The 20,686-nt window shown below is 48.1% G+C and carries 19 protein-coding genes; 11 read left to right on the top strand and 8 right to left on the bottom strand.

Annotated features, from left to right (window positions below):
* Positions 1-10 precede the first annotated feature (10 nt).
* From EK374_RS11560 to EK374_RS11530, 7 genes are all read right to left on the bottom strand, one after another.
* Positions 11-712 (bottom strand): CoA transferase subunit A, encoded by a 702-nt coding sequence (locus EK374_RS11560; RefSeq protein ID WP_127023547.1) that lies wholly within the window; start codon positions 710-712, stop codon positions 11-13.
* Positions 713-742: 30 nt separating this feature from the next.
* Positions 743-1,681: a hydroxymethylglutaryl-CoA lyase gene (locus EK374_RS11555; protein WP_127023544.1), complete on the bottom strand. Its 939-nt coding sequence runs from the start codon at positions 1,679-1,681 to the stop codon at positions 743-745.
* A 21-nt stretch (positions 1,682-1,702) separates the two neighbouring features.
* Positions 1,703-3,679 (bottom strand): acetyl/propionyl/methylcrotonyl-CoA carboxylase subunit alpha, encoded by a 1,977-nt coding sequence (locus EK374_RS11550; protein ID WP_127023541.1) that lies wholly within the window; start codon positions 3,677-3,679, stop codon positions 1,703-1,705.
* A gap of 14 nt (positions 3,680-3,693) precedes the next feature.
* Positions 3,694-4,491, bottom strand: a complete 798-nt coding sequence (locus EK374_RS11545) for an enoyl-CoA hydratase/isomerase family protein (protein ID WP_127023538.1) — start codon at positions 4,489-4,491, stop codon at positions 3,694-3,696.
* An 18-nt stretch (positions 4,492-4,509) separates the two neighbouring features.
* A complete protein-coding gene (locus EK374_RS11540) occupies positions 4,510-6,117 on the bottom strand; it encodes a carboxyl transferase domain-containing protein (RefSeq protein ID WP_127023535.1) in 1,608 nt (535 codons plus the stop codon).
* An 86-nt stretch (positions 6,118-6,203) separates the two neighbouring features.
* Positions 6,204-7,373 carry an isovaleryl-CoA dehydrogenase gene (locus tag EK374_RS11535; protein WP_127023532.1) on the bottom strand — a complete coding sequence of 390 codons (1,170 nt, stop codon included), beginning with the start codon at positions 7,371-7,373 and terminating at the stop codon, positions 6,204-6,206.
* 100 nt (positions 7,374-7,473) lie between these two features.
* The gene (locus EK374_RS11530) at positions 7,474-7,905 is read right to left on the bottom strand and encodes a MerR family transcriptional regulator (protein ID WP_325049649.1); all 432 of its coding nucleotides are present in this window, start codon (positions 7,903-7,905) and stop codon (positions 7,474-7,476) included.
* A gap of 269 nt (positions 7,906-8,174) precedes the next feature.
* On the opposite strand from EK374_RS11530, the gene EK374_RS11525 reads away from it, so the two are divergent.
* The 11 genes from EK374_RS11525 to EK374_RS11475 all read left to right on the top strand — a co-directional run bounded on the left by EK374_RS11525 (position 8,175) and on the right by EK374_RS11475 (position 18,793).
* Entirely contained in the window at positions 8,175-9,359 is a 1,185-nt protein-coding gene (locus EK374_RS11525; protein WP_127023529.1) for a thiolase family protein, read from the top strand.
* Positions 9,360-9,610: 251 nt separating this feature from the next.
* A complete protein-coding gene (locus EK374_RS11520) occupies positions 9,611-11,107 on the top strand; it encodes a CoA-acylating methylmalonate-semialdehyde dehydrogenase (protein ID WP_127023526.1) in 1,497 nt (498 codons plus the stop codon).
* A 177-nt stretch (positions 11,108-11,284) separates the two neighbouring features.
* Complete coding sequence (locus EK374_RS11515) at positions 11,285-12,442, top strand: acyl-CoA dehydrogenase family protein (RefSeq protein WP_127023523.1); 1,158 nt, start codon at positions 11,285-11,287, stop codon at positions 12,440-12,442.
* Between the two features lie 124 nt (positions 12,443-12,566).
* Positions 12,567-13,340, top strand: coding sequence for an enoyl-CoA hydratase (locus EK374_RS11510; protein ID WP_127023520.1), 774 nt, complete (start codon positions 12,567-12,569; stop codon positions 13,338-13,340).
* A gap of 10 nt (positions 13,341-13,350) precedes the next feature.
* Positions 13,351-14,502 (top strand): enoyl-CoA hydratase/isomerase family protein, encoded by a 1,152-nt coding sequence (locus tag EK374_RS11505; RefSeq protein ID WP_127023517.1) that lies wholly within the window; start codon positions 13,351-13,353, stop codon positions 14,500-14,502.
* A 1-nt stretch (position 14,503) separates the two neighbouring features.
* On the top strand, positions 14,504-15,409 hold the full coding sequence (mmsB, locus tag EK374_RS11500; RefSeq protein WP_127023514.1) for a 3-hydroxyisobutyrate dehydrogenase: 906 nt from the start codon (positions 14,504-14,506) through the stop codon (positions 15,407-15,409).
* 38 nt (positions 15,410-15,447) lie between these two features.
* Positions 15,448-16,209: an SDR family oxidoreductase gene (locus EK374_RS11495; RefSeq protein WP_127023511.1), complete on the top strand. Its 762-nt coding sequence runs from the start codon at positions 15,448-15,450 to the stop codon at positions 16,207-16,209.
* A gap of 61 nt (positions 16,210-16,270) precedes the next feature.
* On the top strand, positions 16,271-16,672 hold the full coding sequence (locus EK374_RS11490; protein WP_127023509.1) for a hypothetical protein: 402 nt from the start codon (positions 16,271-16,273) through the stop codon (positions 16,670-16,672).
* Complete coding sequence (locus tag EK374_RS11485; protein WP_127023506.1) at positions 16,669-17,196, top strand: GNAT family N-acetyltransferase; 528 nt, start codon at positions 16,669-16,671, stop codon at positions 17,194-17,196. The genes EK374_RS11490 and EK374_RS11485 overlap by 4 nt, the downstream gene beginning before the upstream one ends.
* 24 nt (positions 17,197-17,220) lie before the next feature.
* The gene (locus EK374_RS11480) at positions 17,221-18,096 is read left to right on the top strand and encodes a sterol desaturase family protein (RefSeq protein WP_127023503.1); all 876 of its coding nucleotides are present in this window, start codon (positions 17,221-17,223) and stop codon (positions 18,094-18,096) included.
* Positions 18,089-18,793, top strand: a complete 705-nt coding sequence (locus tag EK374_RS11475) for a polysaccharide deacetylase family protein (RefSeq protein WP_127023500.1) — start codon at positions 18,089-18,091, stop codon at positions 18,791-18,793. The genes EK374_RS11480 and EK374_RS11475 overlap by 8 nt, the downstream gene beginning before the upstream one ends.
* 28 nt (positions 18,794-18,821) lie before the next feature.
* Here EK374_RS11475 and EK374_RS11470 read toward each other — a convergent pair whose 3' ends face one another.
* A complete protein-coding gene (locus tag EK374_RS11470) occupies positions 18,822-20,564 on the bottom strand; it encodes a DUF4153 domain-containing protein (protein WP_127023498.1) in 1,743 nt (580 codons plus the stop codon).
* Between the last annotated feature and the right edge of the window lie 122 nt (positions 20,565-20,686).

Here is a 20,686-nt window from a genome sequence, read left to right as displayed (position 1 = left end):
GCTGTGCTCCTTAAGCCTGACGGACCATACGACGTTCAATGCGTTTCTCAAAGCTGGCTTTGATCACACGTTGCACATAAATACCTGGAGTGTGAATTTGGCTTGGCTCTAACTCACCAGGTTCGACGATTTCTTCCACTTCAGCCACAGTAATTTTGCCCGCAGTGGCTGCCATAGGGTTGAAGTTCATTGAGGTATGACGGAACACCAGATTGCCGTAACGGTCGGCCTTCCAGGCACGCACAATGGCAAAATCACCGGTAATGGATTCTTCCAGCACATAGTTGCGGCCATTGATTTCACGGGTTTCTTTGCCATCAGCGACCGGAGTACCATAGCCAGTGGCGGTGAAAAAGGCTGGAATACCAGCACCACCAGCGCGGATTTTTTCCGCCAGGGTACCTTGAGGGGTTAACACCACTTCAAGTTCGCCGGATAACAGCTGCTTTTCAAACAAGGCGTTTTCACCGACATAAGAGGCGACCATTTTCTTGATTTGGCGATCTTCTAACAAAACGCCTAAACCAAAACCGTCGACGCCACAGTTGTTGGATACCACTGTTAAATCCCGGGTGCCCATCTTTTTGATCTGTGCAATCAGACCTTCCGGAATACCACATAAACCAAAACCACCGGCTATCACTGTCATGCCATCGGTCAGGCCTGCCAGCGCTTCTTCGTAGCTGGTCACAACTTTATTAAACCCTGCCATTTCTTATCCTTTATCGATGCTGTGTATAAATTAATTTTGCTGGCATTTGGCTCTGATCGCCAATCCTACTTTAGAACTAGGAGCTTTCCCCAGCTGTTCGCTGATAAACCAGCCAATAGGGGCCAGCCGTTGTAAATCAACGCCTGTGTCTATGCCAAGGCCGTTCAGTAAATACACCACTTCTTCCGTAGCGACATTGCCTGAGGCTCCTGCGGCGTAAGGACAGCCGCCTAAACCTGCGACTGAACTGTCCACTACGGCAATACCACGTTGCAGCGCAGCATAAATGTTCGCTAGGGCCTGACCATAGGTATCGTGAAAATGCACAGCCAGTCGTTCTGCGGGAACCACGGCTAAAACGGCATCCAGCATGGCATTGACTTTGGCTGGCGTACCGACGCCTATGGTGTCACCTAACGAAATTTCGTAGCAGCCCATCTCCAGCAAAGCCTTGGCAACACGGGCCACTTCAGCGGGTTCAACCTCACCCTGATAAGGGCAGCCGACCACACAAGAGACATAACCCCGTACTTTCATGCCATCCAGTTTGGCCTGAGCCATTACTGGAGCAAAACGCTGCAGACTTTCGGCTATGCTGCAGTTGATATTTTTCTGGGTAAAAGCCTCTGATGCAGCACCAAATACCGCCACTTCAGTCGCACCTGCTGCTTTGGCGGCTTCATAGCCTTGCAGATTTGGAGTCAAGGCGGTGTACTCAATACCGACTTTACGGCTGATGTGTGCAAATACAGCCGCGGAATCAGCCATTTGCGGCACCCATTTCGGGGAAACAAAAGCGCCGGTTTCAATAGTAACAAGACCAGTATCGGCCAAACGGTTGACCAGCTCGACTTTGGCCTGCAGCGACACGGCTTTTTCATTTTGCAGTCCATCGCGTGGGCCTACTTCGACGATACGCACTGCTTTAGGTAAACCTGCTGTGTGCTTTGGGTTTAATGTCAGTGACATCTTTCTCTCCACATCGGTCTGTTAGTCAGCTGGGGTAAAGTCCAGTAGCTGAGCGCCATCTTTCACCAGATCACCAGCAGCGTAAAACAGCTGATTGACCATACCATCTTTAGGCGCCTTGATGCTGTATTCCATTTTCATCGCCTCCATCACCAGCAGCGTCTGGCCAGCGCGGACTGACTCACCTTTTTCTACCATCACGGCGACAATAGTACCGTTCATTGGGGCTGTCAGGCTGCCCTCTGCTGCGCTGTCGTCGACTTGCGTCTGGACTTGTGTCTGGTACACAAAATCATAACGCTGATGTTTGATAAAGACAGATACAGTGTCCTGATACTGGCTGACCCGCACTTTGAGCTGATGACCATGTAAATTGGCCAGCAGTTCATCACCTTGCAAGCTGGCGGTGGCAGGAGTGGTCACACCTTGTTGGGTTAAGCTCAGTGTTTTGCCTTCAGAGCTGATGCTGACCAGGCGGGTTTCATCCTGATAAAGCAACGGGAAAGACACAGTTGGCACTTCGTTTAAACGCCAGCCTGAACACAAAGCCCATGGGCTTTGATCGTCTTGTTTTTCTGAACGTTCTTTCAGTAACAGATACAGAGCCGCCAATAAACTGGCTTGTTCGGATTCAGATTGACCTGGAGCAAATAAAGACTCTTTGTGCCGTTCAATAAAATGCGTATCCAGTTCGGCTTTGGCAAAAGCTGGTTGCTCCACTAAACGGGTTAAGAAATTCAGGTTATTTTTCACGCCGGCAATACAGTAGTCGTCCAAAGCTCGCAGCATACGGGCTATGGCGCGGTCACGGTTTTCATCCCAAACAATAAGTTTAGCGATCATAGGATCGTAAAATGGCGAGACTTCGTCGTTTTCTACTACGCCTGTATCCACCCGCACATAACGGCTGCTTTCAGGCTGGCGTAAATAGGTCAGTTTGCCGGTAGCTGGCAGGAAATCATGATCCGGATCTTCAGCATAAACCCGCACCTCAATGGCATGGCCATCAATAGTGATTTGATCCTGAGTTAAAGGCAAAGGCTGGCCACTGGCGACCAACAACTGCCATTTCACCAAGTCCTGGCCTGTGATCATTTCGGTGACAGGGTGTTCTACCTGCAGACGGGTATTCATTTCCATAAAGTAGAAAGAGCCGTCTTCATCAAATAAGAATTCAACAGTACCAGCACCCTGATAGGCGATAGCTTTTGCCGCTTTGACCGCAGCTTCGCCCATGGCTTTACGTTGCTCCGTACTGAAGTTCGGTGCAGGTGCTTCTTCAATGACTTTCTGGTGACGGCGCTGTATCGAGCAATCGCGTTCTGCTAAATACACCGCATTGCCAAAACTGTCGGCAAACACCTGAATTTCGACATGGCGGGGTTTAGTCAGGTAGCGTTCCATCAGCACTTTATCGTTGCCAAAACCATTTAAGGCTTCGCGTTTAGCGCCAGCCAAAGCTTCAGCAAATTCGCCACTGTTCCAGACCACCCGCATACCTTTACCACCACCGCCATAAGCGGCTTTGAGTAGCAGCGGATAGCCCACCAGATCAGCTTGTTGTTGTAAAAAGGTTGGGTCCTGATTGTCGCCATGGTAACCAGGCACTAAAGGCACACCGGCTTGGGTCATAATCTCTTTGGCGGCACTTTTACTGCCCATAGCGGCTATGGCAGGCACTGGTGGGCCAATAAAAACCACTCCAGCTTTGGCACAGGCTTCGGCAAAACCTTCGTTTTCAGATAAAAAACCATAACCAGGGTGCACGGCTTCAGCACCACTTAATTTGGCGATTTCCAGAATTTTATCAGCACGTAGATAGGATTCTTTGCTTGGCGCCGGGCCTAATAAAAAAGCTTCATCAGCCATATGCACATGACGAGCGTTGGCGTCTGCTTCTGAATAGACAGCGACACAACGAATACCCAGTTTATGCGCGGTTTCTATCACGCGGCAGGCGATTTCGCCCCGGTTGGCGATCAAAATTTTGCGAAACATCAGTCTGTTTATCCTTATTCTGACCGGATCCAGGCCGGAGTACGTTTTTGTAAAAAGGCGTTTAAACCTTCCTGCCCTTCATTTGATACCCGAATAGCAGCAATGCGCTCAGAGGTGCTGTTTATCAGTTGCTGATCTATAGGTTGATTGTGAACGGCCGCCATCAGCTCTTTGGCAGAGCGCAAAGCGGCAGGGCTGTTATTCAGTAAGATGCCAACAAAATATTCTGCTGCAGCATCAAGGCCACCAGCGTCCACTAATTGATGCACTAAACCCAAGTTCAGCGCTGTTGCTGCATCAAAACGCTCAGCCGTTAAGAAATAACGGCGGCTGGCACGCTCACCAATAGCACGCATCACATAGGGGCTGATCACAGCCGGTATTAAACCAATTTTTACTTCACTTAAACAAAAGCTGGCACCTTGTTCGGCAAGGGCTATATCGCAGCAGGAGACTAAACCCAAAGCACCACCAAAAGCAGCACCTTGTACCAGTGCAATAGTGGGGGCAGGGAAGCAATCTAATTGGCGCATCAGCTCTGCGAGCTGACCTGCATCTGCTAAGTTTTGCTGGTAGTTTTTCTCAGCCATAGAGCGCATCCAGTTCAGATCGGCACCTGCGCTGAAGTTTTTACCCTTGGATTTAAGCAGCAGCACCCGCACTGCCGGGTTAGCGGCCAGACTTTTCAGCGCGTCAATTAATTCGCCTATCATGCTGTCGTCAAAGGCGTTATGTACTTCAGCACGGTTCAGCACCAGTTCTGCGACACCGGACGAGTTCACACTAGTGGTAATAGTTGTATAGTTTTGCATTGTATTTACTCCAGCCCCTTACATGCGAAACACGCCGAATTTAGATTCAGCGACAGGTGCATTCAGCGCTGCGGTCAGAGCCAGGCCAACCACCATACGGGTTTGTGCCGGGTCTATAATGCCGTCATCCCATAAACGCGCACTGGCGTAGTAGGGGTGACCTTGTTGCTCATACTGGGCGACAATAGGCTGACGAATCGCTTGTTCAGCTTCGGCTGTTAAGCTTTCGCCTTTGCGGGCTAAGGCATCTTTTGTCACAGTGGCCATCACACCAGCGGCCTGTTCGCCACCCATCACTGAAATGCGGGCATTAGGCCACATCCACATCATGGTTGGATCATAAGCGCGGCCACACATGCCGTAGTTACCAGCGCCATATGAGCCGCCGATTAATACGGTAAATTTCGGCACATTGGCACAAGACACCGCCATCACCATTTTGGCGCCGTGTTTAGCAATGCCTTCGGCTTCGTATTTTTTGCCGACCATAAAGCCGGTGATATTTTGCAGGAACAACAGCGGAATTTTACGCTGGGCACAGAGCTCAATAAAGTGAGCGCCTTTTTGCGCCGACTCAGAAAACAGGATGCCGTTATTAGCCACTATGCCGATGGGCTGGCCAAAAATGCGGGCAAAACCGCAGACTAAAGTAGCGCCATAAAATTGTTTAAATTCGTCAAAGTCTGAACCGTCGACAATACGGGCTATCACTTCACGCACATCAAAAGGCTTTTTCAGATCTGTGCCGACTATGCCGTACAGCTCGCTGGCGTCATAAAGCGGGGCTTCGACAGGGCGCACATCACCTTGCACTGGTTTTTGATGATTCAGGCGACTGACGGCATTACGCGCCAGTTGCAGCGCATGTTCATCATTGAGCGCATAGTGATCGGCCACACCGGAGATTTTGCAGTGCACATCAGCACCACCTAACTCTTCTGCAGTGACTTCTTCGCCTGTGGCGGCTTTGACCAATGGTGGACCAGCTAAAAAGATAGTGCCCTGATCTTTGACGATTATGCTTTCATCTGCCATAGCCGGCACATAAGCACCACCTGCGGTACAAAGGCCCATTACTACAGCGATTTGTGGGATCCCCTTGGCAGACATACGGGCCTGGTTAAAAAAGATGCGGCCAAAGTGCAACTTATCGGGGAAGACTTCGTCCTGACGGGGCAGGTTAGCGCCGCCTGAGTCGACCAGATAGATACAGGGCAGGTGACAGTTTTCGGCGATTTCCTGCGCTCGTACGTGTTTTTTCACCGTCAGCGGGTAATAAGTACCGCCTTTGACTGTGGCGTCGTTGGCGACAATCATACACTCAACGCCATTGACCCGGCCTATACCTGCAACCACACCAGCAGCTGGTACATAATCGTCATAACATTCCCAGCCAGCGAATTGACCTACTTCTAAAAAAGGAGAACCCGGGTCCAGTAGTTTTTGAATACGGTCGCGGACAAACAGCTTGCCACGCGAGGTATGACGGGCAATCAGCGCTTCGCCGCCACCTAATTTGATTTGTTGTACTTTTTGCTCTAAATCATCCACCAAGAGCTGCATCGCCTGAGCGTTCTGGATAAATTCATCACTGCGTGGATTAATTTTGCTATTCAGTCTGGCCACATTCACCACCTTTGGCTACAGGGTCTAGGAAAAGCCGGACAGGAGTCCGGCTTACTTTATTGGTTATAAGTCTGCACAGATCGCGATTAGTTCGATTCGTTAAATAACTCGCGGCCAATTAACATTCGGCGAATTTCTGAGGTACCAGCACCGATTTCATACAGCTTGGCATCGCGTAATAAACGCCCTGTCGGGTATTCATTGATATAACCATTGCCGCCTAACAGCTGGATGGCATCCAGCGCCATTTGGGTGGCCAGCTCAGCGCTGTATAAAATCGCGCCTGCTGCATCCTTACGAGTAGTTTCACCACGGTCACAGGCTTTAGCTACTGTGTAGACATAAGCGCGGGCTGCATTCATTTTGGTGTACATATCAGCCACTTTACCCTGCACCAGCTGGAATTCACCGATAGACTGACCAAACTGTTTGCGGTCGTGGATATAAGGCACCACTACGTCCATACAGGCTTGCATAATGCCAAGCGGACCACCGGATAACACTACACGTTCATAGTCCAGACCTGACATCAGCACGCGGGCGCCTGAGCCTACAGTGCCTAATACGTTTTCTTCCGGTACTTCACAGTCTTCAAACACCAGCTCACAAGTATTTGAGCCGCGCATGCCCAGTTTGTCGAGTTTTTGCGCCTGACTAAAACCTTTAAAACCACGTTCGACAATAAAAGCTGTCATGCCTTTGGAGCCGCCATTGATGTCGGTTTTGGCGTAAATCACATAAGTGTGGGCATCCGGACCATTGGTGATCCACATTTTGTTGCCGTTTAAAATGTAACGGTCACCTTGTTTGTCGGCGCGTAACTTCATCGATACTACATCAGAACCAGCATTAGGTTCAGACATAGCCAGAGCGCCAATATGCTCACCAGAACATAACTTCGGCAGGTATTTTAGTTTTTGTGCTTCATTGCCGTTACGGGCTATTTGATTAACACATAAATTGGAATGCGCGCCGTAAGATAAAGCCACAGAGGCAGAAGCGCGGCTGATTTCTTCCATAGCAACAATGTGTTCCAGGTAACCTAAACCTGAACCACCGTATTTCTCATCGACAGTGATGCCTAATAAACCCAGGTCGCCAAATTTGCGCCATAAGTCACTAGGGAACTCGTTGTCATGGTCAATTTGAGCAGCACGAGGCGCAATTTCATCACGGGCAAAGCTGTTGACCTGTTCGCGGATCATGTCGACGGTTTCGCCCAGATCGTAATTTAAAGTTTTGTATGTGCTAATCATGACTCTTGATCCCCGTTGTTCCCTGCGTATTGGTTTGCCTGACCGCAATGCCACTACTATCGGAATTGATTGATTTGATTTCGTTTAAATTTATTTTTATTTAATTCGGTTCTTTAACTTGCTTAGCCTGATCCAGTGTTTCGCGGCAGCGTTTTTCTACTGTCACTAATTCCATCAGTACTACTTTGATGTCATCCATCTGCTGATGCAGTTCAGCTTTTTTCTGTTCTATCAGTTTCAGCATGGTGCTCAGTTGAGTCACGCTGCTTTTATCTGCATCGTACAGCTCGAATAACTGACCTGTTTCCGACAAACTAAAGCCCAGCCTTTTGCCACGCAAAATCAGTTTGAGTCGCACTCTGTCTCTGCGGCTGTAAATACGGGTTTGGCCCTGACGCAGAGGGGTTAATAAGCCCTGATCTTCGTAAAAACGAATGCTGCGGGTGGTGATATCAAACTCTTTTGCCAGCTCGCTGATGCTGTAGGTTTTGTCGTCTTTTTCTGTCATTTGGGCTGTCGCTTGAACGGTCATAAGGGCCTTCCGGTAAAGTGGCGATAACTATAAGTGAAGTTTACGTAAAGGTAAAGCTATGTTCGCGTCAATTAAGGGCTGGCGGCGAATTGCTTCGGTAGGATGTAAAGTTAAAGTGCCAAAGCGGCAGGGCAAAGCGTGCATTTTTCTGAACCTTTTCCACCTTATACAACCATAGTGTTAGTGGGTTGACGTTGGCGTAAACGTAAATTTGGTGTAGTGTGAGGCCCAACTTTTTCATCATGCTTCTGAACGACGGAGAAATGAACATGGCGCAGCACGAAAAAATTGCCATAGTGGCAGCCAAAAGAACGGCGATGGGTGGATTTTTAGGTGGCTTGTCTGACGTGAGCAGCACTGATTTAGGTGCACAAGCTATCAAAGCTGCATTAGAACAAGCCGCTGTGGATGGCTCAGCTGTAAGTGAAGTCATCATGGGCTGCGTATTACCAGCTGGTTTAGGTCAGGCTCCTGCTCGCCAAGCCACCTTAAAAGCAGGTTTACCTTTATCAGCAGGTGCAACCACCATCAATAAAGTTTGTGGTTCAGGTTTAAAATCTGTGATGTTAGCCACTGATTTGTTGCGTGCTGGTTCTGCTGATGTCGTCGTTGCAGGTGGCATGGAGTCTATGTCAAATGCTCCTTATATTCTGCCAAAAGCCCGTGCCGGTATGCGAATGGGCCATGCTGAAGTCAAAGATCATATGATGCTGGATGGTCTGGAAAATGCCTACGATGGTAAAGCCATGGGGTGTTTCGCGCAGAAAACGGCCGACGAGCATGATTTCAGCCGCACTCAGATGGATGAGTACGCCGTGTTGTCGTTAACCCGAGCACAACAGGCTATCAGTTCTGGCGCTTTTGTTGAAGAAATCGCCCCTGTGACCTTCCAGACCCGTAAAGGCGAAGTGACTTTTGCCACAGACGAGCAACCTGGTAATGCCAAAGTCGACAAAATCCCAAGCTTAAAACCAGCTTTTGCTAAAGATGGCACTATCACAGCAGCTAACTCCAGCTCTATTTCTGACGGTGCAGCTGCATTAGTACTGATGCGTGCTGAAGATGCCCAAGCACAGAATAAAACTGTATTGGCTCATGTGGTGGGTCATGCCACGCATTCACAGCAACCAGAGCTTTTCACTGTAGCTCCAGTGGGTGCAGTGACTAAGCTGTTAGCCAAACTGGGCTGGACAACTGCCGATGTTGATTTGTGGGAAATCAACGAAGCTTTTGCCATGGTGACCATGCTGGCGATTAAAGAGCTGAAGTTGGATGTCAACAAAGTCAACGTCAACGGCGGTGCTTGTGCTTTAGGTCATCCTATTGGCGCTTCAGGTGCCCGAATTCTGGTGACTTTAATTCATGCGTTAAAAGCCCGTGGTTTAAAACGTGGTATCGCTACTTTATGTATAGGTGGTGGCGAAGCTGTGGCTTTAGCGGTAGAGCTGCCGTAATAAATAAAAAGAGGCGCGGTAAAAACTGCGCCTTTTGCTTTAAAGAATTTAATAAAAAATATATTCAAATCAACAGGTTTAATTTAACAAAAAATAGCCAAAGTAATTGGTGTTGCAGCAAGGCGGCAAGCGAGCGAGACCCCAGGAGCATAGTTGTCCCTTTTCAATAAGGAATGGGTGACTGGGGCGAGAAGCGCAGTCAACGCCGCTGTGGCGTCAAATACGAAGGCTATAAAGGGGAGAGAAGTATTATGGCCCACCAGGTTCAGTTATTTATCAACGGTGAATTTGTCCCGTCCAAGTCAGAGCGTTTTATTCCGGTGACCGATCCTGCCACTCAGGACGTGATAGCTCAGGTGCCTTGCACTACCGCAGATGAAATGGCTTATGCTATTGCCTCCGCCAAAGAAGCTTTTAAAAGCTGGAAAGAAGTGCCGGTGTCAGAACGTGCCCGTTTAATGATGCGTTTTGCTCACTTATTAAAAGAACACCAGGCTGAAATTGCTGAGATTATTTGCCGTGAATTAGGCAAGACAGTGGAAGATGCCAAAGGTGACGTCTGGCGTGGTATTGAAGTGGTGGAACAAGCGGCGAATATTCCGTCGTTGATGATGGGCGAGACGGTGGAAAACGTAGCACGCAGCATCGACACCTACAGCTATATTCAGCCTTTAGGTGTGTGTGCTGGTATTACGCCTTTTAACTTCCCGGCTATGATCCCGCTGTGGATGTTCCCTATGGCTATTGCCTGCGGTAACACTTTTATTCTGAAGCCGTCTGAACAAGATCCGATGACAGTGAATAAAATCGCTGAGCTTTTTGCTTTAGCTGGTGCACCTGCAGGCGTATTGCAGGTGGTGCATGGCAACAAAGAGCAGGTGGATGTGTTATTACGTCACCCGGACATCAAAGCTATTTCTTTTGTTGGCTCTGTTAATGTCGGCCAGTACATTTACAAAACAGGCACTGACCATTTAAAACGTGTGCAGGCTTTTGCTGGTGCCAAAAACCATATGGTCATCATGCCGGATGCCAATAAACAACAAGTGATCAATGCCTTGGTTGGCGCTTCAGTCGGTGCTGCAGGGCAGCGTTGTATGGCGATTTCTGTGGCTGTTTTTGTCGGTGATTCGCAGCAGTGGATCCCGGAAGTTGCCGCTGCCATCGCTAAAGTGCGCCCAGGTGTGTACACAGACCCTGAAGCTGCCTACGGCCCACAAATCAGCCCTCAGGCGAAGGCCCGTATTTTGTCTTTAATTGAACAAGGCAAAGTCGAAGGCGCCACTTGTTTAGTGGATGGCTCAGATATCAAAGTGGCGGGTTATCCAAATGGCAACTGGGTGGGGCCAACTGTATTTAGTGATGTCACTCCTGATATGACCATCTACAAAGAAGAGATCTTTGGCCCAGTACTGGCTACAGTGAATGCCGCTTCGTTGGATGAAGCCATTGAGCTGGTGAACAACAGCCCATATGGCAACGGTACTTCTATTTTCACCGCCAGTGGCGCTGCAGCGCGTAAATACCAGCATGAAATTGAAGTAGGTCAGGTCGGTATCAACATTCCTATTCCTGTACCTCTGCCATTTTTCTCTTTCACAGGCTGGAAAGGCTCGTTCTATGGCGATCAACATGCTTACGGTAAACAAGCTGTGCGTTTTTACACAGAAACCAAAACCATTACCGCCCGTTGGTTTGACGACTCCATTCCGGTGTCAGGCCCTAATATGTCGATTAACCTGCGTTAATTAAGCAGCAGAAAAACGTTCTGTTTGCTCTGCGTGAGAAGCAGAACGCTTTATGAATAAAAAGCCTTTAGGCAAACAACCAAGCCAGATTAAATGCGTATAAACGCATGAAGACCAAAGTGGCAGAAAGATCACAGTGCACCAGACACTGCTCTGCTAAAACCTCAGGGTGATGTGATGAATTTTAATTTAACAGATGATCAAAAGGCCTTTGTGGAGGTCGCTAAACAATTCGCTGAACAAGAACTGGCGCCTCATGCAGCACAGTGGGACCGCGAACATCATTTTCCAAAAGACGTTATTCAAAAAGCCGGAGAATTAGGTTTTTGTTCGTTATATACGCCTGAAGATCAAGGCGGTATGGGCTTATCCCGTTTAGATTCCAGCATTATTTTTGAACAGCTGTCGATGGGCTGTACGGCCACAACGGCCATGTTAACCATCCATAATATGGCGACCTGGATGATTGCCAGCTGGGGCACAGCAGATGCCAAAGCTCAGTGGTGTCCTGCGTTAGTCACAGGCGAAAAGCTGGCGTCTTATTGTTTAACTGAACCAGGTTCAGGCTCGGACGCTGCCTCGTTGCGCACCAGTGCAAAAAAAGACGGCGATCACTATGTATTAAACGGCTCCAAGATGTTTATCTCTGGTGCTGGCGAAACTGAAGTTTTAGTGGTGATGGCCCGCACTGGCGAAGCTGGTCCCAAAGGCATTTCTGCTTTTATAGTGCCAGCAGACGCACAAGGCGTTATTTACGGCAAAGCCGAAGAGAAAATGGGTTGGAATGCCCAGCCAACCCGTTTAATTACTTTTGATAATGTGCGTATTCCGACTCATTACCTGCTTGGTAACGAAGGGGAAGGTTTTGGCTTTGCCATGAAAGGCTTAGACGGCGGTCGTATTAATATCGCCACTTGCTCTATCGGCACAGCACAACAAGCCTTAAATACAGCCCGTAACTACATGCTGGAGCGTCAGCAGTTTGGCAAGCCTTTAGCTGCGTTTCAGGCGCTGCAGTTTAAACTGGCAGATATGGCCACCGAATTAGTCGCTGCCCGGCAATTAGTGCGTTTAGCAGCGTTTAAACTGGATTCAAACGACCCGGAAAAAACAGCTTACTGTGCTATGGCGAAACGTTTTGCCACAGATGTGGGTTTCCAGGTCTGTGATCAGGCGCTGCAATTACACGGTGGTTATGGTTATATCAAAGAATATCCGCTGGAGCGGCATTTCCGCGATGTTCGGGTGCATCAGATTTTGGAAGGCACCAATGAAATTATGCGACTGATTATTGGTCGTCGTTTACTGGACGAAGCAGCCAACGACATTTTGTAAGTTTATGCCCGTCGTACATGTCGCCGCGCTGCAACTCCAATGATTTAGGGTTGCAGTGCGCTGGACTTTAGGTAAAAAGCTAACCGGATTATCTGATAAAAAAACCGGTAAAAAAGGAGATTTTATGGCACAACTCAAACTCGAAAAACGCGGCCATACCGCTTTAATTACCATGGCAAATCCTCCTGCCAATACCTGGACCAAAGAGACCTTAACTCAACTGCGTGATGCGGTGAAATCTTTGGATCAGGATAAAAATATTTATGCGCTAGTGGTCACGGGAGAAGGCGAAAAATTCTTCTCTGCTGGTGCAGATTTAAATTTGTTTGCCTCGGGTGACAAAGCAGTAGCAGCTGATATGTCGGCCATTTTTGGTGAGGCCTTTGAAACTTTAACCGCCTTTCGTGGCGTTTCTATCGCCGCTATCAATGGCTATGCCATGGGAGGTGGTCTGGAAGTGGCGTTAGCCTGTGACATTCGTATTGCTGAAACTCAGGCGCAAATGGCGTTACCTGAAGCCAAAGTAGGATTATTGCCTTGCGCTGGCGGTACCCAGAATCTGGCGATTCTGGTGGGTGAAGGTTGGGCTAAACGTATGATCCTCTGTGGTGAACGTGTAACGGCAGAGAAAGCCTTACAGATAGGTTTAGTCGAAGAAGTGGTGGGGACTGGTATGGCGCTGGAAGCTGCTTTATTGCTGGCGGATAAAGTTGCAGAGCAAAGCCCGCCAGCCGTAGCCGCCTGTAAACAGCTGATCCAAAAAGGTCGTAGTGCTCCAGTACAAACTGCCTTGCCTTTAGAGCGTGAGCTTTTTGTGAAGTTGTTTGATACCCAGGATCAGGTCGAAGGGGTACAGGCCTTTTTACAAAAACGTAAAGCCAGCTGGGTGAATGGATAAGGTGCAAAACATGACTGAAAACATAAGCCAGCAAGATGTGGTGCTGTTTGAAGAAATCGCCTGTGTTGGCGGCAAAATTATTGGTATAGCGACCTTAAACTCAGAAAAGTCACTGAATGCCCTGAGTTTAGCTATGGTGGAGCTGTTGCTGCCGCAAATGCAGCAATGGAAAAACGACACCAATATAGCCTTGGTGGTGCTGCAGGGCACTGGCGATAAAGCCTTTTGTGCCGGTGGTGATATCCGCGATTTATATCAGGCGATGAAAGCAGCTCCTGATAGCTACCAGCCTTATGTCGAAGAATTTTTTACCAAAGAATACAACCTGGATTATTTGATCCATACCTTCGACAAGCCTGTGCTGGTCTGGGGCAATGGCATAGTGATGGGCGGCGGTTTAGGCCTGATGGCGGGCGCATCACATCGTATAGTCACAGCCAGCAGCCGCATTGCTATGCCTGAGATGGCCATAGGTTTATACCCTGATGTTGGCGGCAGTTGGTTTTTAAACCGGATGCCGGAAGGGTGTGGCTTGTTTTTGGGCCTGACAGGTGCCTCCATTAATTCAGCCGATGCCAAACTCATCGATTTAGCCGATCATTTTTTAACTCATGATAAAAAAGCCGCTGTGCTGGATAAATTAACCCAGGTGAAATGGGGCAATACCATAGCGCTGAATCATCAGAAGCTGACCGACTTATTACTCGGTATGGAAGACATGTGTCGTAGTCAGATGCCACCGAGTCAAATTCGTTTACATCAGGCCTCTATCAGCGCTGTAGGTCGCGCTACCTCGTTGCAACAGGCCGTTGAGCTTATTCTGGCCATGCCAAACGAAGACGCCTGGCTCATCAAAGCTAAAGCCTCGTTGAACTACGGCAGTCCTATTACTGCTCATATTGTCTATCGCTTATTACAACTGGGCCAAAGCAAAATTCTGGCCGACTCCTTCCGGCTGGAGCTGGGTTTAAGCGTGCAGTGCGGCAAATTAGGCGAATTTACCGAAGGAGTGCGGGCGCTGCTGATTGATAAAGACCAAAAGCCAAACTGGCGCTATAAATCTGTGTCTGACGTGCCCGCTGATGTGATTAATCAGCTGTTTCATTCGCCATGGGCTGCTGACTTACATCCATTACAACATTTAGGTTCGCTGGAGCATTAATATGAGCGCTACTATTCAAGCAACGGTTGCATTTATTGGTTTAGGCAATATGGGCGGCCCAATGGCCAGCAATGTATTAAAAGCAGGTTTTAAGGTTCAGGCTTTTGATTTATCCGAAACAGCTTTAGCTCAACTGGCAGCTGAAGGTGCGAAAGCCTGCACTTCTGCAGCTGAAGCTGCGACAGGGGCTGATTTTGTGATTTCCATGCTGCCCGCTGGTAAGCATGTCGCTATGGTGTACACAGGCGAGACAGGCATAGCTTCAGTGCTTGGCAAAGATACGCTGGTGATTGATTGCTCTACTATTGACGCCGCCACAGCCCGCAAAGTAGGTGCTGAACTGGCAGAGCAGGGAATAGCCTTTATCGATGCACCCGTATCAGGTGGCGTAGGCGGTGCGAAAGCTGGCACTCTGACCTTTATCGTCGGTGGTTCAGAGCAAAACTTTAAACGCGCCGAACCTGTATTATCTGTGATGGGTAAAAACCTGTTTCATGCCGGTGATGTTGGTGCAGGTCAGGTTGCGAAAATTTGCAACAATATGCTGTTGTCCATTTTGATGGTGGGGACCAGTGAAGCCCTGCAACTAGGCATAGACAATGGCCTGGATCCGAAAGTATTGTCCGATATTATGCTGAAAAGTTCTGGCCGTAACTGGACTCTAGAACTGTATAATCCATGTCCTGATGTGATGCCAAATGTGCCGTCGAGCAATGGTTATCAGGGCGGTTTTATGGTGGATTTAATGGCCAAAGATTTATCCTTAGCCACTGAAACCGCATTGTCCAGTCAATCCAGTACCCCTATGGGGACCTTAGCCCGTAGCCTCTATGTGGCGCATCAGCGTCAGGGCCACGGCAAAGAAGATTTCTCCGGTATTTTTAAGATGTTTGCCAAAAAGAACTAAGAGTTCTGCGGCAAGCCCTTTTTGCAGGTAATAAGATAATGAATTTAAAAGACAAAATTATAGTAGTGACAGGTGGTGCTCAGGGCCTGGGTTTAGAAATGGCCCGGATGTTGTCTGCTGAAGGTGCTCATTTAGCATTGCTGGATATGAATGCAGAGCAACTGGCATCAGCCAAAGATGAGTTGTCGTCCACTGGTGTGACAGTACGTACTTATGCCTGTAACGTTGCCAATGAAGAAAGTGTCGAAACCACCTTTGCTGCCATAGCCGCAGATTTTGGCGCTATTGATGGTCTGATTAACAACGCTGGTATTTTACGTGACGGTTTATTGCTGAAATTTAAAGACGGTGAGCTGGTCAGCAAAATGTCGCATCAACAGTTTCAGTCTGTGATTGATGTGAATTTAACCGGCGTGTTTTTGTGTGGCCGTGAAGCGGCGGCTCTGATGGTGAAGTCAGGCCGCAAAGGTGTGATTATCAATATGTCGAGCGTGGCCCGTGCAGGCAATATGGGCCAAACCAACTATGCTGCTTCCAAAGCTGGTGTAGTGGCTATGACTGTAACCTGGGCTCGTGAGTTAGGCCGTTATGGTATTCGTGTCGGCGCTATAGCACCAGGTGTGATCCGCACTGCGATGACGGACGCGATGAAACCTGAAGCCCGCGACCGTTTAGTGGCGATGAAGCCGGTTGGGCGTTTAGGCGAAGCCACAGAAATTGCGCACACTGCGAAATACATCTTTGAAAACGACTTTTTTACCGGTCGAGTTGTAGAAATAGACGGCGGTATTAGTATGTAACTTTACAGAGGCGGAGTGATAAACTCTGCCTCTATAACATCTGGTTACAGGATCATCACCGATGAAACTTATTCTCCTGCCTTTGCTGCTTTTGGCCTCTGCTTTTAGCTTTGCACAGCAACTGGATACCCCGAATTATACCGTTGAAATTCAGCAGCTGTGTCCTGAAGGTGAAGTGCAATGCCAACAGGTGCTGTACACAGGCACCTCTAAAGTATCGGGCGCCAATATCGAGTTAAAAGGCACAACTTTGCACAGCCTGTGCGCTGATGGTGTTACACCCTGCCGCTTTTTAGGTTATCAGTTCAAGAATGGCCGTATTCGTTATCTGGTGCATGAATCGGGGTTGTTACAGGTCATCGGCAGCTCTGGCAACATACTACTGGAAGAGCAGGGCGTCTGGGACTATCAGCAACAGGACCCAGAACACAATACTAAAATAGAACCACAGGTTCAGCCATGACTTCCTTGGAAGCCGGTGGCTTGACGCTGCGTTTACTAACGGAGACTGACTGGCCTTTATTTCTGCAATTACACCGTCATGAACAGGTGTTGCAGTACGTCGCAGACCCGTTATCTGATGCACAAATCCGCCAGCGTTTTGATGAGCGGTTAAAACTCTGGCAAGCCGGCGACCAGCACTGGTTGAGTTTGGTGGTCGTGGAGAACTACAGTAATGCAGTCACAGGGGTTTGTGGCTTTCATTGTTTAGAATTGGATGCGGACTCACCTTTAACCGCAGAAGTCGGCTATCTGTTTTTGCCAGAATTTTTTGGCAAAGGTTATGCGACTTTGGCGTTAAAAGCCTGCCTGGATTATGGAACTACACTGGGTATAAAGCAGTGGCAGGCCGTGGTCACCGAAGGCAATGTGGGTTCAGGCCGCGTGCTGGAAAAATGTGGGTTTAGCCTGATTGAACGTCAGCATAATGGGTATCAGATAGGTGATAAGTTTTTTGCAGATTTAATTTACAAAAAAACAGCTTAAAAATGACGGCACAGGAGTAACAGCGTGATCCCAGTTGAATTTATTTTGTTGCTACTGAGCCCGGTTTTTTTCATCTTTATTGCCTTTGAATGGCTCCATAGCGAAAAACGTGGCAAGGCGTTGTACCAATGGCGTGATACAGCAGCTAATTTTGGTTTGGCGGCATTGCATCAGGCTGGCGATTTTATTGCTCTGCTGGTGCTATTGCCACTGATGCTGTGGTTATCGCAGTTCGCCTTGTTTTCAATCGAGTTTTCAGCACTGAATTTGTTTTTACTTTTTATCGCTCAAGACTTTTTGTATTACTGGTTTCACCGCTGCTCTCACAGAGTGCGCTGGTTATGGGCTTCGCATGTGGCGCATCACAGCTCACGTTTAATGAATTTCAGTACGGCTTTTCGCCAGTCCTTAACTTACCCTATTTCTGGCATGTGGTTGTTTTGGTTACCGCTGGTGCTGCTGGGCTTTGAGGTTCAGCTGGTGCTGGCTGTCGTGGCCATCAATTTGGCTTTTCAGTTTTTTGTTCATACTCAATCCGGTAAACATTGGGGTATTTTCGGTTGGGTCCTAAACACACCGTCCTGGCATCGGGTGCATCACGCCTGTAATCCTCAATATATAGACCGAAACTATGCCGGTGTTTTAGTGATCTGGGATAGGCTCTTTGGCACTTTTGTGCCTGAAGAAGAAGCCTGTCGTTATGGTATTACCGACGATTTTCAGTCAAACAACCCTATCACTATTACGTTTTATGAATGGCGCAAAATAGCTTTGTTATGGCCGCAGCTCAAAGGCTGGCGTAATAAACATAAACTGCTGTTTGGTCCACCAGAGGCTTTTGCTGATTTGTGCGTATCGGACAATAAAACACAAGGAAAGGAGCTGGAAGGCTGTGAATAAACTGGTGCTGAGACTATTGTTGGTGGTGGTCGTTGTCTTCTTTGGTTTATGGAAACTGTCTTCCAGTGTCAGCTTTCAGCTGTTTGGTGAGCTGATACACAAAGTGGATACAGAACAAAAGCTGGTTGCTTTAACTTTTGATGATGGCCCAACCCCACATTACACAGCTGATATTTTGCAGCTGTTGGATTTGTATCAGGTCAAAGCTACTTTTTTTGTCACAGGTACAGAAACCCAGCGTTATATAACGCAGGCTAAGCAAATTGTTGCGGCAGGTCATCAGCTTGGCAATCACAGCTGGTCGCATCAGCGCATGATCTTTATGTCGCTGGACGAGATCCAGCGTGAAATTGAAGGTACAGATCAACAAATCCGCGAGGCTGGTTATCAAGGCGAGATTTTGTTCCGGCCGCCTTATGGTAAAAAGCTGGTGCTGTTGCCCTGGTATTTGGCAAACAGCAACAGAACCAACATCATGTGGGATATAGCGCCGGAGACCTTTGGCGAGGACTCCGAAGATCCACAGACTATGGCTGCAGAAGTACTGGAGCAGGTAGAACCCGGCTCCATTGTATTACTGCACTTAATGTACAAAAACCGCGAAGCATCACGCGCGGCTTTACCTCTTATTCTCAAAGGCTTAAAAGACAAAGGGTATCGCATGGTCACCCTGTCAGAACTGTTGGCAGCGCAATAACCTATACTGATTCTGCGCTGGCTTTGTACTATTGGTGCTCAGTCTGAACCTGAAATTTCTGCTCGCCAATTTGCAGTAAAGGCCATTGCGGAGGAACAGCTTTTAACTCCAATGTCTCCAGTTGTGGCTCTGCCTGTGGGTCAGATTTAACGTCGGAAAACAGCGGGTTCACTACAGAACGCTGCCACTTTTCGCCTTTTAAACTAAACAACACCGCATCAATAGAGTTATGGGCATAGGTCAAAAGCACATAGTCCTGTACCCCATCCGTATTTAAGTCAATAGGGCGTAAATGGTACTGGCTGATATAACTTAACTGCCAGCGCTGGTCTTTTTGCCAATCTGACAAGGCTTGTTTTAATGCCGGAGGCAGAATGACATGATCCGGTAACTTCAAAGCCACCAGCAATTGCTGCAGTTGGTCCTTGCTGTTTTGCTCCGTGGTTTCGTTATGCATATCTTTGCGATACAGAGCATCAATACGCAGGGCCAACGCCGGGTTTGTTTCACCATGTTGAGCCTTTAATTGCTGCAAGGCGTCGTAACCTGGTTTGGCGAGATCGTGACGGAAATAGTGAAGATCAAAATCTGCCAAAAGCGTTTTGCCGTCTTCAAGCCGGGCCAGCTGGCTTTGTACTGTAATTTTGCGAAAATCTATTAAAGGGGAGTTCACCAGCAGCATCACGGCCAGCAACACCAATCCCATTCGAACATTGATCCAACTTAAATGCGGTAGCCACAAATCACGTTTCTTCAGAATCCCCCAGAGGTAACCTACAGAAAATAACGCCAGTATTGCCCATAACACCAAGCCCCAGCAGCGACTGACACTCCAGCCATATTGTTCTACCCGCAGCATCAGGCCATAACAGGCGATCAGGCTATACACAGGCAACAAGGCCACAGCTGCATAAATGGCTCTGTGTAACCAGAGTGGGTAAGGGCGGCTATCGGCGTCGGCCTGATACACGGCATTAAGGAAAAACAGCATCAATGCCTGCAGGCATAAAATCAGTAAACTACCATGCCCGGTTTTCCAGAGCGGTTCCAAGCCGGTAAAAGGCAAAGCCAGCATAAAGAGCACAGACACCAGAGCCAGAATGACCAGCAAAAACTTCATCAACGCCTGCTGAATACGGGTAATAGTGTCAATGACCCCAGCCTGATTGCGGAAAATAATAATGCCAAAAGCAAAAGCCAGGCTGAGCGTAGGGTAGTAAAACCATTGTTTTGCAAATAGATCGTCAAAAAAGTCGATTTGGATCACTTTAAACAAGGCCGCCCAAAGCATTAATACTGCCCACACAGCCAGTGTGAAAAGTACCGACAATCCCAGAGTCAGAAAGTTACGCCATGAATGCAGAAACAATACGCTGTAGCTCAGAGCAGAGCCTGTAACCAGTTGCTGGATATACAGCAAAGCTTTAAAGCTGGCGAGTAACATGGAGAAAATAAAAACAAAGAGCACAGGCTGGTAGCTGATTTGTTCCAGTGGAATTGCTTGTAAACCGGCATAAAAGCCCAATGCTGCAGCGACCAGTGCAAAAGCACCTAAGCGCAGGGCAAACTTCAGCTCAAGGCCTTTTTCCAGGGATAACAATAAAGTCACTGGTGCGACTACAACCAGAGTGTAAAAACAAAATAACCACTGAGGCTGGTTGGATGGCCAAAAATCAAAGCTGATTGATTGATGCAAAAGATAAAGTGACAAGCCCTGTACTAAAGCAAGCAGTAGCATAATGGGAGTTGGTAACTGCTGTTGGTTTGACATAGATCTTCCCTGAAATTAAACCAAAGGGCTCGGCAAGCCTGTTGTTATTGAATTAAATTGTGGGTCTGCAAAAAGTTGAAAAATAGATGGAATGGACCATAGTGTACAGAGATTAAAACAAA

It is taken from the genome of Rheinheimera mangrovi (genome assembly GCF_003990335.1).
Taxonomy (GTDB): domain Bacteria; phylum Pseudomonadota; class Gammaproteobacteria; order Enterobacterales; family Alteromonadaceae; genus Pararheinheimera; species Pararheinheimera mangrovi.
Note: the sequence above shows the minus strand (reverse complement) of the source record. Positions and strands in the feature narration are given on the sequence as shown.